This is a genomic window from Pseudomonas sp. c313, assembly GCF_055407145.1.
Window position 1 is genome coordinate 794,824 of record NZ_JBUZRD010000001.1, and the last position, 14,934, is coordinate 809,757.

11 protein-coding genes and 4 tRNA genes are annotated in these 14,934 nt (G+C 60.7%); 8 read left to right on the top strand and 7 right to left on the bottom strand.

Going from position 1 to position 14,934, the window contains the following annotated elements:
- Positions 1-8: 8 nt before the first annotated feature.
- Positions 9-554 carry a TetR/AcrR family transcriptional regulator gene (locus tag ACZRKZ_RS03935; protein WP_463980750.1) on the bottom strand — a complete coding sequence of 182 codons (546 nt, stop codon included), beginning with the start codon at positions 552-554 and terminating at the stop codon, positions 9-11.
- Positions 555-645: 91 nt separating this feature from the next.
- Between ACZRKZ_RS03935 and ACZRKZ_RS03940 the strand changes: the two genes are divergently transcribed.
- The 4 genes from ACZRKZ_RS03940 to ACZRKZ_RS03955 all read left to right on the top strand — a co-directional run bounded on the left by ACZRKZ_RS03940 (position 646) and on the right by ACZRKZ_RS03955 (position 5,425).
- Positions 646-1,839: an MFS transporter gene (locus tag ACZRKZ_RS03940; protein ID WP_463980751.1), complete on the top strand. Its 1,194-nt coding sequence runs from the start codon at positions 646-648 to the stop codon at positions 1,837-1,839.
- Positions 1,840-1,885: 46 nt separating this feature from the next.
- Complete coding sequence (locus tag ACZRKZ_RS03945) at positions 1,886-2,197, top strand: cupin domain-containing protein (protein WP_463980752.1); 312 nt, start codon at positions 1,886-1,888, stop codon at positions 2,195-2,197.
- A 105-nt stretch (positions 2,198-2,302) separates the two neighbouring features.
- Positions 2,303-3,457 (top strand): TDT family transporter, encoded by a 1,155-nt coding sequence (locus ACZRKZ_RS03950; RefSeq protein WP_463980753.1) that lies wholly within the window; start codon positions 2,303-2,305, stop codon positions 3,455-3,457.
- A 93-nt stretch (positions 3,458-3,550) separates the two neighbouring features.
- On the top strand, positions 3,551-5,425 hold the full coding sequence (locus tag ACZRKZ_RS03955; RefSeq protein ID WP_463980754.1) for an MFS transporter: 1,875 nt from the start codon (positions 3,551-3,553) through the stop codon (positions 5,423-5,425).
- A gap of 37 nt (positions 5,426-5,462) precedes the next feature.
- On the opposite strand, the gene sugE is transcribed toward ACZRKZ_RS03955, so the two are convergent.
- From sugE to rdgC, 3 genes are all read right to left on the bottom strand, one after another.
- The gene (gene sugE, locus ACZRKZ_RS03960; RefSeq protein ID WP_133099016.1) at positions 5,463-5,777 is read right to left on the bottom strand and encodes a quaternary ammonium compound efflux SMR transporter SugE; all 315 of its coding nucleotides are present in this window, start codon (positions 5,775-5,777) and stop codon (positions 5,463-5,465) included.
- A 118-nt stretch (positions 5,778-5,895) separates the two neighbouring features.
- Positions 5,896-6,861 carry a bile acid:sodium symporter family protein gene (locus ACZRKZ_RS03965; RefSeq protein ID WP_463969716.1) on the bottom strand — a complete coding sequence of 322 codons (966 nt, stop codon included), beginning with the start codon at positions 6,859-6,861 and terminating at the stop codon, positions 5,896-5,898.
- An 899-nt stretch (positions 6,862-7,760) separates the two neighbouring features.
- Positions 7,761-8,681, bottom strand: a complete 921-nt coding sequence (rdgC, locus tag ACZRKZ_RS03970; protein ID WP_463980755.1) for a recombination-associated protein RdgC — start codon at positions 8,679-8,681, stop codon at positions 7,761-7,763.
- A 159-nt stretch (positions 8,682-8,840) separates the two neighbouring features.
- On the opposite strand from rdgC, the gene ACZRKZ_RS03975 reads away from it, so the two are divergent.
- From ACZRKZ_RS03975 to ACZRKZ_RS03990, 4 genes are all read left to right on the top strand, one after another.
- Positions 8,841-8,916: transfer RNA gene (locus tag ACZRKZ_RS03975), tRNA-Val, on the top strand.
- A 19-nt stretch (positions 8,917-8,935) separates the two neighbouring features.
- Positions 8,936-9,012, top strand: a tRNA-Asp gene (locus ACZRKZ_RS03980).
- 170 nt (positions 9,013-9,182) lie between these two features.
- Positions 9,183-9,258: transfer RNA gene (locus ACZRKZ_RS03985), tRNA-Val, on the top strand.
- Positions 9,259-9,276: 18 nt separating this feature from the next.
- Positions 9,277-9,353: transfer RNA gene (locus ACZRKZ_RS03990), tRNA-Asp, on the top strand.
- 80 nt (positions 9,354-9,433) lie between these two features.
- On the opposite strand, the gene ACZRKZ_RS03995 is transcribed toward ACZRKZ_RS03990, so the two are convergent.
- The 3 genes from ACZRKZ_RS03995 to kdpB all read right to left on the bottom strand — a co-directional run bounded on the left by ACZRKZ_RS03995 (position 9,434) and on the right by kdpB (position 14,924).
- A complete protein-coding gene (locus ACZRKZ_RS03995) occupies positions 9,434-10,126 on the bottom strand; it encodes a response regulator (RefSeq protein ID WP_463980756.1) in 693 nt (230 codons plus the stop codon).
- Positions 10,123-12,780, bottom strand: a complete 2,658-nt coding sequence (locus tag ACZRKZ_RS04000; RefSeq protein ID WP_463980757.1) for a DUF4118 domain-containing protein — start codon at positions 12,778-12,780, stop codon at positions 10,123-10,125. Before ACZRKZ_RS04000 ends, ACZRKZ_RS03995 begins: the two co-directional genes overlap by 4 nt.
- 71 nt (positions 12,781-12,851) lie before the next feature.
- Positions 12,852-14,924 (bottom strand): potassium-transporting ATPase subunit KdpB, encoded by a 2,073-nt coding sequence (gene kdpB, locus ACZRKZ_RS04005; protein WP_463969720.1) that lies wholly within the window; start codon positions 14,922-14,924, stop codon positions 12,852-12,854.
- Positions 14,925-14,934 lie beyond the last annotated feature (10 nt).

The following is a 14,934-nucleotide window of genomic DNA, read 5'->3' on the forward strand; positions in this document are numbered from 1 at the left end:
TTATGGGGTTACCCTCGCAACGCGATCTCGATCAGCTCGTGCAACTCCTCAAGCTGCAACGGCACGGAGGAGAACAAAATCCGAAACACCGTCGGTGCTGCCAGCAGGTTGATCAGCCGGTCCACGCTGGGCAATACGTCACGGCTGTCCTGATAACGATCAAGGATGGCCTGCAACTGCCCACCCAGAATGCTCACGCAATACCCCGGCGTCTGGCTGCACTGCACATCACGCATCATGTTGCGCCCCGGCTGCGAATTCATCTCGTCCAGGTATTGCTCGGCCCACGCTCGTAAATCGCCACGCAGGCTGCCGGTGTTGGCAGGTGTGCTGTCTGGGCGCATGCGGGCCAGGGCGACGTCGGCGAGGAGGGCGGACAGGTCGCCCCAGCGTCGGTAAATCGTCGACGGCGTCACTCCCGCACGAGTAGCGATTTGCGGTACGGTCACGCTGGCGCGGTCCTGCTCTTGCAGCAATTGACGCACCGCCGAATGAACCGACTCTTGTACCCGGGCACTGCGGCCCCCCGGGCGGAGGCCTTCTTTTATCGCCATGTTTAAAACCTTAACACAAAGAATTTGCTTTAAGGGCGGTGGAGTAGCACACTCCGCAAAAGCAAAATATTAGCTTTAGCGGAGTGTGCTCATGCCCATTGTCACTTCTCATCGTTGCAGCCTGGTGTTCCTGGCGATCACCTTGCTGACATTTCTCGCCGCCTCCAGCGCGCCGACGCCGTTGTATCACCTCTACCAGGAAGACCTGCATTTTTCCGCTGGTGTGCTCACCCTGATCTTCGGCGTGTATGCCCTGAGCTTGCTGGCGGCTCTGTTGACCGTCGGTTCGCTGTCGGATCACCTGGGGCGCAAGCCGGTGATCTTTGTCGCGCTGGTCCTGGATATGCTGGCGATGCTGCTGTTTATCAATGCCGACAGTGTTGCCTGGCTGATTGCCGCCCGCACGCTGCAAGGTTTCGCCACCGGCATGGCCACTGCGGTGTTGGGTGCGGCGTTGCTCGACACTGACCGTCAGCGGGGCCCGCTGGTCAACAGCGTTGCGCCGCTATTGGGCATGGCGTGTGGCGCCATGGGCAGCAGTTTGTTGGTGGAGTTCGCGCCGCTGCCCACGCAGTTGATCTATTGGACGCTGTTCGCCCTGTTGGCGTTGCAGTGCCTGTATGTCTGGCGCTTGCCGGAAACAGTGAGTCGCATACCCGGTGCGCTGGCATCCCTGTGGCCGACCTTGCATGTACCGCCCCAGGCGCGACGAGCCTTGTGGCTGTCGCTGCCGGTGGATATCGCGGTGTGGGCAATGAGTGGCTTTTATCTGTCCCTGGCACCTTCGCTGGTGCGGGCGGCGACTGGTTCGACCTCCAATCTGATCGGCGGCGGCTTGGTGGCAGTGTTGACGTTGAGCGGCGCGGTGATGATTTTCAGCTTGCGCAATCGCCCGGCGGACAAAGTCCTGCGGCTGGGAGCGAGCTTGCTCGCCGTGGGCGTGGCGCTGATTCTCGCGGCGGTCCACAGCGCCAGCCTGTCACTGTTTTTCTTCGCCACTCTGGTCGCCGGCAGCGGGTTTGGTGCGGGTTTCCTCGGCGCATTGCGCAGCGTCGTGCCGTTGGCATTGCCTCACGAGCGGGCCGGCTTGATATCGGCGTTCTACGTGCTGAGCTACCTGGCGTTCTGCTTGCCGTCGCTGTTGGCGGGCCACCTCACTCGCACCTTTGGCCTGATCGCCACCACTGATGGTTATGGGCTCGTGCTGATCGTGTTGGCGCTTAGTGCCTTGGTCGGTTTGATGATGCAGGACTCTGCCAAGACCAGGGCGACGTCGGGCGGTTGATCGGTAATAATCCGCGCTCCGTGCAACCCAGAATCGAGATTCAAGCATGAAGATCATCCGCAGCAAGGACTTCACCGGTAGCCGCGCCTGGGAGGCACTGGACATCGCCAGGATGAACGGCATCACCACCCGCTTGCACTGGACCGATCAGCCTTACCGCTGGCACATCAACGATGGCGAGGAGGTGTTTGTGGTGCTCGATGGTCAGGTGCAGATGCACTATCGCGAAAACGGTAAAGAAAAAAGGGTGTTACTTGAAGTCGGCGACATCTTCTACGCCAGTATCGGCACCGAGCATGTGGCCCGTCCGCAGGGGGCGGCGCGAATTCTGGTGATCGAATCCGAGGGCAGCGAATAGCCTTATATTGGTAAAACAGATAACAGTTAGAGATATTACCCGTTTTATAGATATTCGATCAGCTTCTACCATGGCCTCAACCTCATACGAGGAAGAGGATTACCCATGACCTGCCCCAACAGCATCACCACCGGTTACAAACCATTCAGCCACCTGGCCCGTCCCCGGGAAGTCATTCGCCAGTTCACCCCCAACTGGTTTGCCGCCACCATGGGCACCGGGGTGTTGGCGCTGGCCTTGGCGCAAGTGCCGGTCAACCTGCCTGGGTTGCATGCCATCGCCGAGGCGCTGTGGCTGCTCACGATCGTTCTGTTTGTTTTGTTCAGTGGCCTGTACGCCGCACGCTGGGTGATGTTTTTCCATGAGGCGCGGCGGATTTTCGGCCATTCCACGGTCTCGATGTTCTTCGGCACCATTCCCATGGGCCTGGCGACCATCATCAACGGTTTTCTGCTGTTTGGCCTGCCACGCTGGGGCGAGGGCGTGGTGCAATTGGCCGAAGTGCTGTGGTGGCTGGACGTGGCAATGTCCCTGGCGTGCGGGGTGCTGATTCCCTACATGATGTTCACTCGCCAGGAACACAGCATCGACCAGATGACTGCGGTCTGGCTGTTGCCGGTGGTCGCCGCCGAAGTCGCCGCCGCCAGCGGTGGCCTGCTGGCACCGCACTTGGTCGACGCCCACTCGCAACTGGTTATGCTGGTGACCAGCTACGTGCTGTGGGCGTTTTCCCTGCCGGTGGCGTTCAGCATTCTGACCATCCTGATGTTGCGCATGGCCTTGCATAAACTGCCTCACGCCAACATGGCTGCGTCGAGCTGGCTGGCCCTCGGTCCCATCGGCACCGGTGCCCTTGGCATGTTGCTGCTGGGCAACGACGCCCCGGCAATCTTTGCCGCCAACGGCTTCCCAGGTATCGGCGAGATTGCTGAAGGCCTGGGCCTGATCGCTGGTATTACCCTGTGGGGCCTGGGGTTGTGGTGGATGCTGATCGCGGTGCTGATTACCTTGCGCTACCTGCGGGCCGGTATCCCGTTTAACCTGGGCTGGTGGGGTTTCACCTTTCCACTGGGGGTCTATGCCCTGACCACCTTGAAGCTGGCAGGCACCTTGCACCTGGGTTTTTTCAGCGTCTTCGGTTGTGTGTTGGTGGCGGCCCTGGCCCTGATGTGGCTGATCGTCGCCAAGCGCACGGTGCAGGGGGCCTGGAAAGGTGAGCTTTTTGTTTCACCGTGCATTGCGGGACTAGGGAATAAGTAATCAGGATTAGGTAAAGTCGTGGCCTGGCTCTCAAGTGCAAAGTCCCAATTGCCAGATCAATAACAGCCTTCAGGCCACGCAGGAACATGGACGATGAGTCACCCCTCGCAATTCACCTTGCTGCGCAAACGGCGTTTTCTGCCGTTTTTTATTACCCAGTCCCTGGGTGCATTCAACGACAACATCTTCAAGCAGTCGCTGATCCTGGCGATTCTCTACAAGCTGACCATCGAGGGCGACCGCTCGATCTGGGTCAACCTCTGCGCCTTGCTGTTTATCCTGCCGTTCTTCCTGTTCTCGGCCCTGGCCGGGCAATTTGGCGAGAAGTTCAACAAGGACGCGCTGATCCGCATGATCAAGCTCGGCGAGATCGTGATCATGGCCGTGGGCGCCGTCGGCTTTATGTTCAACCACCTTGAACTGATGCTGTTGGCGCTGTTTGCCATGGGCACTCATTCGGCGCTGTTCGGCCCGGTGAAGTACTCGATCATGCCCCAGGCGTTGCATGAAGATGAGTTGGTGGGTGGCAATGGCCTGGTGGAGATGGGCACATTCCTGGCGATTCTGGCGGGGACCATCGGTGCCGGGATCATGATGTCCTCCAGCCATTACGCGCCGGTAGTGTCTATCGCCATCGTCGGCGTTGCGGTGTTGGGATACCTGGCCAGCCGCAGCATTCCTCGCGCCGCCGCCGCCAGCCCTGAGATGCGCCTGAACTGGAATATCTTCAGCCAATCCTGGGCCACCTTGCGCCTGGGCCTGGGGCAAACGCCGGCTGTGTCCCGTTCGATTGTTGGCAATTCGTGGTTCTGGTTTGTCGGTGCGATCTACCTGACGCAGATCCCGGCCTATGCCAAGGAGTGGCTGTACGGCGATGAGACTGTGGTCACGCTGATCCTGACCGTATTCTCGGTAGGTATCGCGCTAGGTTCGATGCTCTGCGAGAAGCTCTCCGGGCGTAAAGTGGAAATTGGCCTGGTGCCCTTTGGCTCCTTTGGTCTTACGGTGTTTGGCCTGCTGCTGTGGTGGCATTCCGGCGGTTTCCCGCAGAACGTCCAGGCCAACGACTGGATCGCCGTGCTCAGCTACGGTCAAGCCTGGTGGGTGTTGATCGATATCCTCGGCCTTGGCGTGTTTGGTGGGTTCTACATCGTGCCGCTGTATGCGCTAATCCAGTCGCGCACCGCCGAAAAAGAGCGGGCGCGGGTCATTGCGGCCAACAACATTCTCAATGCGCTGTTCATGGTGGTCTCGGCAATTGTCTCGATCCTGCTGCTGAGCGTGGCCAAGCTGTCGATCCCCGAGTTGTTCCTGGTGGTGTCGCTGCTCAACATCGCGGTCAACACTTACATCTTCAAGATTGTTCCCGAGTTCTCCATGCGTTTCATGATCTGGCTGCTCAGCCATTCCATGTACCGCGTTGAACATCGCAACCTGGAACTGATTCCCGACGAAGGTGCGGCGCTGCTGGTGTGCAACCATGTGTCGTTTGTCGATGCATTGTTGATTGGCGGCGCGGTGCGTCGGCCGATTCGCTTTGTCACGTACTACAAGATCTACCGTTTGCCGGTGCTGAACTTTATCTTCCGCACTGCCGGGGCGATTCCGATTGCCGCGCGGCATGAGGATATCCAGATCTACGACAAGGCGTTCCAGCGGATTGCCCAGTACCTCAAGGATGGCGAGTTGGTGTGCATCTTCCCCGAAGGCAAGTTGACAGGTGATGGCCAGATCAATGAGTTCAAGGGCGGGTTGACGCGGATTCTTGAGGAGACCCCGGTGCCGGTGATTCCGTTGGCTTTGCAGGGGTTGTGGGGAAGTTTCTTCAGTCGTGACCCGGCCAAGGGGATGTTCCGTCGGTTGTGGTCGCGGGTGACGCTGGTGGCAGGGCCGCCAGTGACGCTGGAGACGGCGACGCCGCAAGCATTGCAGGAAGTGGTGGGGCAGTTGCGGGGGAGTGTCAGGTAGGTTGATCGTTCCCACTTTCGCGGGAACGATCCGGGGTTCAAGCGCTGATCTTGAGCCCCACCAGCCCGGCAATAATCAATGCCACACTGGCCAGCCTGAACAGCGCCATGGATTCCCCAAACAGGATAATCCCGGCAATCACCGTGCCCACTGCACCGACTCCGGTCCAGATGGCATAGGCGGTGCCCAGTGGCAGTTCTTTCATGGCCAATCCCAACAAGCCCAGGCTGACAGCCATGGCGGCAATCGTCAGGGCTGTTGGCATGGGTTTGCTGAAGCCGTCGGTGTATTTCAGGCCAACGGCCCAGCCGACTTCAAAGAGACCTGCAAAAAACAGAATGATCCAGGACATGAAAACCTCCATCGATAGAAGGGGTCGTCCCCAGTGAATACCTTGATCGAGCCGCGAGGTCGTCCCCGCGAAGCTCGGTAGAGTGCCGAAAATTGATCGTGTGATCAAGTTTCAACCGTCAGTCGGTCTGCTGTTGCGCCAACAGTTCGCGATCTTCCTTCTCGCTCATCCGGCGGAAATACGTCGACAGCAACGCCCCGGAAATGTTGTGCCAGACGCTGAACAGCGCGCTCGGCACCGCCGCCAACGGCGAAAAGTGCGCACTCGCCAAGGCGGCGCCCAGCCCTGAATTCTGCATGCCCACTTCCAGCGCCAACGACTTGCGTTGTGCCAGCGGTAGCTTGAACACGAGGCCGGTGAAATAACCCAGCAGGTAGCCAAAGCTGTTGTGCAACATCACCACGGCCATGATCAGCAGGCCAGACTCGGCAATCTTCGCCTGGCTTGCGGCCACCACGGCGGCGACGATGATCACGATGCTGACTACCGACACCAGCGGCAATACGTCCACGGCATGGCGCACCCGATCACCCAGCAACCGTTGCGCCAGCACACCGAGCACGATGGGCAGCAACACCACCTGCAGGATAGACCAGAACAACTCCATGAACGACACCGGTAGCCAGGCCGAGGCGAGCAGCCAGATCAGCGCCGGGGTGAGCAGCGGTGCGAGGAGGGTGGTGACGGCGGCGATGGCCACTGACAGCGCCAGGTCGCCACGGGCCAGCCAGGTCATGACATTGGACGAGGTACCGCTGGGGCAGCAACCCACCAGGATCACGCCGACGGCAATTTCCGGCGGCAGTTGGAAGGCCTGGCACAGCAACCACGCCATGCCGGGCATGATCACAAAATGCGCGACCACGCCAAGCGCTACACGCCATGGGTGACGGGCGACCTCGGCGAAGTCTTCAAGTTTGAGGGTCAGCCCCATGCCGAACATCACCAGCCCCAGCAGCGGGACGATGGCGCTCTTCAGGCCGATAAACCAGCTTGGTTGCAGGAACGCGACCACGGCAAAAATCAGCACCCAGTAGGCGAAGGTGTTGCCGACGAAGCGGCTTAAAGCGGCGAGTGCGCGCATGGGGTGGTCCTTGTTATTGGAGAGCAGTTTGTCGAGTGACAGAAAATCCGAGGCGGTAATCTGATCGAATGTGTGTGGCTTGCTTGCGATAGCTATAGGTATCTATATGTTTTGGGATTGGGTTGGGCTGGGTACATATCCGTTATTTTGGTTGGGGCGGATTAGGGTTACGCCCTTACGGCGTGTCACTTTGCAAAAGCGGCAAAGTAACCAAAGCGCTCTTGCCCCACCACTCGGTGCCTCGCTTAGGCTCGGCATGCCTTCACTCCGGCATTGCTCCGTGGGCCGCCGCGATGGGCCATCCTTGGCCCAGCGCGGCTAAACCGGCGTCCTGCCGGTTTACCCACGGATCAATGCCTGCGTTCAGCCATCGTGGTTAACGGGGCGCCTTAGATCAAGATCAAAAGCACGGCGGCCTGGTAGCCGACCTGAGTGGTGAGAAGCAAGAGCAGATCCCATGCCCACTGCCCACTGTAGGAGCGAGCTTGCTCGCGATGGTCGTTAACGATGACGCTGGCATCCTGAATCACCGCGGTGCCCTCAGGTTCTTCGCGAGCAAGAACTAGGCGTCCCCCTCGCTCCTACAAAAAAGCGGATGGCTCTTGATCTGCCTGCCCATAAAACCAGAGGCCGAACGCAGGTGTTGAGCAGTGGGTAAACCGGCAGGACGCCGGTTTAGCCGCGCTGGGCCAGGGATGGCCCAGCGCGGCGACCCTCGGAGCAATGCCTTCGTTCGGGCACGCCGAGCCGCAGCGAGGTGCCGATAGGTAGGGCAGGAGCGCTTTGGTTACTTTGCCGCTTTTGCAAAGTGACAAGCCGTAAGGGCGTAACCCTAATCCGCCGTTACCGCAGCAACGGATATGTACTCAACCGAACCTGCCCCCTAGCTATCAGCATTTTTAGATCCCCTGCGGGGTCTCTTCGCCGCCCAAAGCCTCAACCAACGCCGGCAGGAAATCGCCAAACGTCAGCATCATCAAGGCAAAGCTGGCGTCCTGCTGGCCCAGGGCTTCGTCGCCGCCGTCCTGTTCTGCCTGGTCTTGCAGCAGGTCTTCGAACTTCAGGCGCTTGACCACCATCTTGTCATCCAGCATGAAGGACAGCTTGTCCTGCCAGGCCAGGGACAGTTGCGTCACCACCTTGCCGGTGCTCAGGTGCAGTTGGATTTCTTCGCCGGTCAGGTCCTGGCGCTTGCAGCGCACGATGCCGCCGTCTTCGTGGGTGTCGCGCAACTCGCATTCGTCGAGGACGAAGAAGTCATCGGCCGGCTTTTGCGTGGTGACCCAGTCGGTCATGGTGGCGGTTGGGGCCATTTTCACGGTCAGCGGACGTACCGGCAGGGTGCCGATCACTTCACGCAGGGTGGACAGAAGGTCTTCGGCACGCTTTGGGCTGGCCGAGTTGACCAGGATCAGGCCCTGTTTCGGCGCGATGGCGGCGAAGGTCGACGAGCGACGGATAAAGGCGCGGGGCAGGAAGGCCTGGATGATTTCATCCTTGATCTGGTCGCGTTCTTTTTTATAGACCTTGCGCATTTGCTCGGCTTCGATCTCTTCGACTTTTTCCTTCACCGCATCACGCACCACGCTACCCGGCAGGATACGTTCTTCCTTGCGCGCAGCAATCAGCAGGAAGTCACCGCTGACGTGTACCAATGGCGCATCTTCGCCTTTGCCGAACGGGGCGACGAAGCCGTAAGTGGTCAACTCCTGGCTTGCACAGGAGCGCGCCAGTTTGGTGGCCAGTGCAGTTTCCAACGCCTCGGCATCAACAGGCAGATCTTGGGTCAGGCGATAGATAAGCAGGTTTTTGAACCACATGGGGTGAGTCTCTCCTTTATACAAAGGTGGGCATTATTCCCCTCGTAGCGCCGTAGGCCAACCCCGCCTAAGCCATTGGAAGGCCTGAAAAAAATATTTAAGAAAGTGCTTGCCAGAGTTTGGGTCGCTCCGTAGAATGCGCGCCACACCGAAAGTGAAGGGTGATTAGCTCAGCTGGGAGAGCATCTGCCTTACAAGCAGAGGGTCGGCGGTTCGATCCCGTCATCACCCACCATTCGCTTACAGTGTTACGCGCAGCGGTAGTTCAGTCGGTTAGAATACCGGCCTGTCACGCCGGGGGTCGCGGGTTCGAGTCCCGTCCGCTGCGCCATATTAAGGTTTCCTGGACCGCTGAACGCCAGGTCACCGCGAGAAGCCCGCTCAAGTAGCGGGCTTTTTGTTGTCTGCGATTTCACAAAAATGAAATCTTTTAAATAAATTGCATTTAAATCAACACATTAGAATTTTTTGTGAGAGAATGCGCCCCGCAACGAAGGTGAAGGGTGATTAGCTCAGCTGGGAGAGCATCTGCCTTACAAGCAGAGGGTCGGCGGTTCGATCCCGTCATCACCCACCATTACTTTCAACGCTACGCGCAGCGGTAGTTCAGTCGGTTAGAATACCGGCCTGTCACGCCGGGGGTCGCGGGTTCGAGTCCCGTCCGCTGCGCCATATTAAGGTTTCCTGGACCGCTGAACGCCAGGTCACCACGAAAAGCCCGCTTATAAAGCGGGCTTTTTTTTGCCTGGAATTTAGAGCCCTACCAGTCGATACCCCACCTGCAACTCGGTAATGAAATACTGCGGTTGTGCGGGGTTCGCCTCCAGCTTCTGGCGCAGATGGGCCATATGCACGCGTAGATAATGGGCGCGTTCCACGTAATCCAGGCCCCAGACTTCCAGCAGTAACTGCCTGTGGGTCAGCACTCGGCTCTGCCCGCGAATCATCGCGCACAACAGGCGGTACTCGATGGGCGTCAGGTGCACCGGCTGGCCCTGGCGCCATACCTCATGGGTGGCCAGGTCGACTTCAACCTCGCCAAACGCCACTTTGCTGGTGGCTGCCACGGTGCCGGTTTGCCCATGTCGACGCAGTTGTGCGCGGATACGTGCCAGCAGCTCGGGCACGCCGAAGGGTTTGGTCAGGTAGTCATCGGCGCCAGCGTCCAGGGCGGCGACTTTTTCCTCTTCGCGATCTCGCGCCGACAGTACCAGGATCGGCACCGCCAGCCAGCCCCGCAATTCGCTGATCAACTGTTTGCCGTCACCATCCGGCAAGCCGAGATCGACGATCACCAGGTCTGGCTGGCGGCTGGCGGCATGGATCAAGGCGCGCTTGACGCTGTCGGCCTCGAAGACCTGGAAGCCTTCATCTTGCAGGGCGATACCGACAAAACGGCGGATATTGGCCTCGTCTTCAACAATCAGAATGCGCGCAGTGCTCATAGGGTTTCCATGGGTGGCGGGGTGCCCGCCGGTAAAGTGATGACGAAATGCATGCCGCACTCGGTGCCGGGGTTGGCCTCAATGCGCCCGCCATGGGCTTCGATGATGCGCTTGACCAGTGCTAGCCCCAGGCCGATGCCCGCGACGGCGGACTCCTGCTGGCCGCGAGTGAAGGGTTTGAACAGGTTGTGAGCAGCACAGCCCGGCCCGGTGTCGTTGACCTCCAGCAGGATCTTGTCCCCAGCCTGGCGGGCGCCAACAGTAATGCAGGTGCCGTCGGGGGTGTACTTGGCGGCGTTGTCCAGCAGGTTGACCAGCACCCGTTCGATCAATAGTCCATCGACCTCCACCAGTGGCAACTGCGCGTCAATGGCGGTGTGTACGACGTGCCGGGCCAGCGGTTCGCGCAACTGGCGCAGGGAGCTGCCGACGATTTCTTCCAGGGAGTGCCATTGCCGATTGAGCCGCACTCCGTGTTCTTGCATGCGGGCCATGTCCAGCAGGTTTTCAATCAGCCGTTGCATGGAAGTGGCTTGTTCGTGGATGTCGTGCAGCAAGTCAGTCAGGGGCCCGGGTGGGGCGTGGGGCAGTGCGGTGTCGGCGGCGCCGATCAGCGTGGTCAAGGGCGTGCGCAAGTCGTGGGAAATGGCGGCGAGCAGGGTGTTACGCATTTTCTCGCCTTCCATCTGCACCAGTGTGCTTTGCGCCACTTCGACGAAATGCACTCGCTCCAGGGCGATCGCCAGCTGGCTCATGCAGGCTTCCAGCAACCGGCGCTCTTGCGGTTCGCTCAGGCGTTCGCGCTGGGCCAGTTCCAGCACCAGCACACCGCGTACGCGCATCGGTGCCTTCAATGGCAGGTAGCAACCTTTGGCGGCCGCCAGGGTGTCGGTGCCCTGGCCCGCCGGGCGGCCATGGTCGTAGCTCCATTGGGCGATGCCTTCATCGATGGGCAGCACGCCCGCGCCAACGCTATGGAGACGGTCTTGCGCATCTGGCAACGCCAGGCCCACCCGCGCCTCGAACACGCCGCTGAAGGTGCGCAGTGCCACTTCGCTGATCTGCTCCACGGTCAACGCCGCCGACAGGTCGCGGGCCAGTCGCGCCAACGACGTTGCACGCCGCTCCCGGGCCGCGGCGGTGCGTGCTTCATGGCGTAGACGGGCGGTGAGTTGCCCGGTGATCAAGGCGATGCCGAGCATCAAGGCAAAGGTGAAGAAATACTGGGTGTCATTGACGGTGAAGGAATAGCGCGGCTGCACGAAAAAGAAGTCAAAACACAGCACCGCGAGCATCGCCGCCCAGACGCCGGGACCGCGCCCATAGCGCAGGGCCACCAGCACCACGGTGAGCAAAAACACCATGACCACGTTGGCCAGGTCGAACACCTGAAGCAGCAGCGCGGCGATGGCGCTGGCGGTGAAGCAGGCCAGGCTGGCCCAGATATAGGCCAAGGTGCGACCCGGCGCAGGTGCTGGCTTTTCAAGATTTTTGACGGGGGCGCTGGCGGGTAATACACCGTGGGCAATGACGATCTGATCAATCTGCGGATGGTGACGGCTGATTCGATCACTGACCGACTGGTGCCAGAACCGCCAGGCCTGGCGGGGATGATGGCCAAGCACCAGACGGTTGGCGTTGTGCTCACGGGCACAGGCTGCCAGCGCCTCGGCGACGTCCATGCCTGGCAGTGTTGCGGTATCGGCACCAAACTCGGTGGCCAGGGCCAGGGTTTTCATGGCCGTCAGATAGCGCTTGGCACCGCGACCTTGGGCCGAAGCCACATGCACGACGATCCAGTCTGCCTCAAGCTTCTGCGCCAGCCGCGCCGCTTCACGCACCAGGCGTTCATCACCGGCGTCGCCCGCCACGCCGACCAGCAGCCGCTCGCGGGCTGGCCACAAGGCTTTGATTGAGCGTTCGCGGCGATACACCCGCATCTGCGTGTCGACCCGGTCGGCCGTGCGGCGCAGTGCCAGCTCGCGCAGGGCCAGCAGGTTGCCCTTGCGGAAAAAATGCCGTGACGCACGCTCGGCCTGAGGCCCCAGGTAGACCTTGCCGTCCTTCAAGCGCTGCAACAGGTCATCGGGTGGCAGGTCGACCACCACCACTTCGTGGGCATTGTCGAACACGTGGTCGGGTACGGTTTCCCGCACGCGGATACCAATGATCCCACTGACAAGATCGTTAAGGCTTTCCAGGTGCTGGACGTTGAGGGTGGTCCACACGTCGATGCCGGCGCTGAGCAGTTCTTCCACATCTTGCCAGCGTTTGGGGTGGCGCGAGCCAGGGGCGTTGTTGTGGGCCAGTTCGTCGACCAGCAGCACCGACGGATGCCTGAGCAGGGCGGCGTCGAGGTCGAATTCAGTAAGGGCGACTTCGCGGTGTAACAGGGCGGTGCGGGGCAGTTGTTCCAGGCCATGGAGCAGGTCGGTGGTTTCCTGGCGACCGTGGGTTTCCACGACGCCCGCGAGCAGGTCGCGGCCCAGGGCGACTTCTCGTTGCGCTGCCGCGAGCATGGCGCAGGTCTTGCCCACGCCGGCGTTGGAGCCGAAGTAGATACGCAATTTGCCGCGCAAGGCGGCTTGTTCTTCCTGCTGGAGTCGGGCCAGCAAGGCGTCGGGGTCGGGGCGATCTTCGTTTAATGCGGGCATGTCATTCCTCAAGAGAGTCTGTAGGAGCGAGGAGGACGCCTAGTTCTTGCTCCTACAGGGGAGTTGGTCCGTTACACCAGACCTAGTCCAGTCAACACCATGTCAATTACCTTGATCCCGGCAAACGGCACCAGCACCCCACCCACGCCATAGATCAGCAGGTTGCGGTTAAGCAACGCCGCCGCACCAATGGCCCGATAGGTCACGCCGCGCAACGCCAGTGGAATCAACGCGACAATGATCAGCGCGTTGAAAATCACCGCACTGAGAATCGCCGAGTTGGGACTGGTCAGGTGCATGACGTTCAAGGCACCGAGCTGCGGATAGGTCGCCACGAATGCCGCCGGGATGATCGCGAAATACTTCGCCACGTCGTTGGCGACGCTGAAGGTGGTCAGGGCGCCACGGGTCATCAGCATCTGTTTGCCGACCTCGACCACTTCGATCAGCTTGGTCGGGTTGCTGTCCAGGTCGACCATGTTGCCGGCCTCTTTCGCTGCCTGGGTGCCGCTGTTCATTGCTACCGCCACGTCGGCCTGGGCCAGTGCCGGAGCGTCGTTGGTGCCGTCGCCGGTCATGGCGACGAGCTTGCCCTGGGCCTGGTAGTCGCGGATCAGTTGCAGCTTGTCCTCTGGGCGAGCCTCGGCGAGGAAGTCGTCGACACCAGCCTCCACGGCAATCGCTGCAGCGGTCAGGCGGTTGTCGCCGGTGATCATCACCGTCTTGATGCCCATGCGCCGCAATTCGGCGAAGCGCTCCTTGATGCCGCCCTTGACCACGTCCTTGAGCTCTACCACGCCCAATGCCGTGGAACCGTCGGACACCACCAGCGGGGTGCTGCCGCGCCGTGAGACTTCATCGACCTTGGCCTGCAACGCCGCCGGAAAGCTCCCACCCAAAGCTTCGATATGACTGCGAATAGCATCCGCCGCACCCTTGCGAATGGTCCGGCCCTCGGGCAGGTCGACGCCGCTCATGCGGGTTTGTGCGGTGAAGTGGACAAAGCTGGCGCCCAGGGCGTTGATGTCTCGCGCCCGCAGGTCGAACTTCTGTTTGGCCAGCACCACGATGCTGCGACCTTCAGGGGTTTCATCGGCCAGGGACGCCAGTTGCGCGGCGTCCGCCAACTCGGCTTCCTTGATACCCGGTGCAGGAAGGAAACTGCTGGCCTGGCGATTACCCAGGGTGATGGTGCCGGTCTTGTCCAGCAACAACACGTCGACATCGCCAGCAGCCTCGACGGCCCGGCCTGAAGTGGCGATTACATTGGCCGACATCATCCGGCTCATCCCCGCCACGCCAATGGCCGAGAGCAGGCCGCCGATGGTGGTGGGGATCAGGCACACCAGCAACGCCACCAGCACCGTGGCACTGATCACGCTGCCGGTGCCGCTCATGGCTACGGCGAAAATCGAGTAGGGGCTCAGGGTGGCGATCACCAGCAGAAACAATAGGGTCAGCCCCACCAGCAAAATGTTCAGGGCTACCTCATTGGGCGTCTTCTGGCGCTTGGCGGACTCGACCATGGAGATCATGCGGTCGAGAAACGACTCACCGGGGTTGACGCTGATGCGCACCACCAGCCAGTCCGACAGCACCCGCGTGCCGCCGGTGACCGAGGAAAAGTCGCCACCCGCTTCGCGAATCACCGGAGCCGATTCGCCGGTGATCGCGCTTTCATCTACCGAGGCCACGCCTTCGATCACCACACCGTCCAGGGGCACCAGGTCGCCGGCTTCGATCAGCACCACGCTGTCCTTGCGCAACAGACTGGCTTCAGTGGGCAACCAGGCCGCACCGTGCCGGGGTTGTTGTAGCAATTTGGCCAGGGTCTGGCGCTTCATGCTGCGCAGGCTTGCTGCCTGGGCGCGGCTGCGTCCCTCGGCCAGGGCCTCGGCGAAGTTGGCGAACAGTACGGTGAACCACAGCCACAGGGTGATGCTTAAAATAAAGCCGCTGGGGGCTTCACCCGCTCCGCCCAGGGACTGGAACCACAGCAGCGTGGTGAGAATGCTGCCCAGGTACACCACGAACATCACCGGGTTTTTCCACTGGGCCTGGGGCAGCAGTTTCTTAAAAGCGTCGACGCAGGCGGTGAGCACAATGCGCCGATCAAACAGAGGTAAACGAGCATTCTTGATCATGAGGGGAATC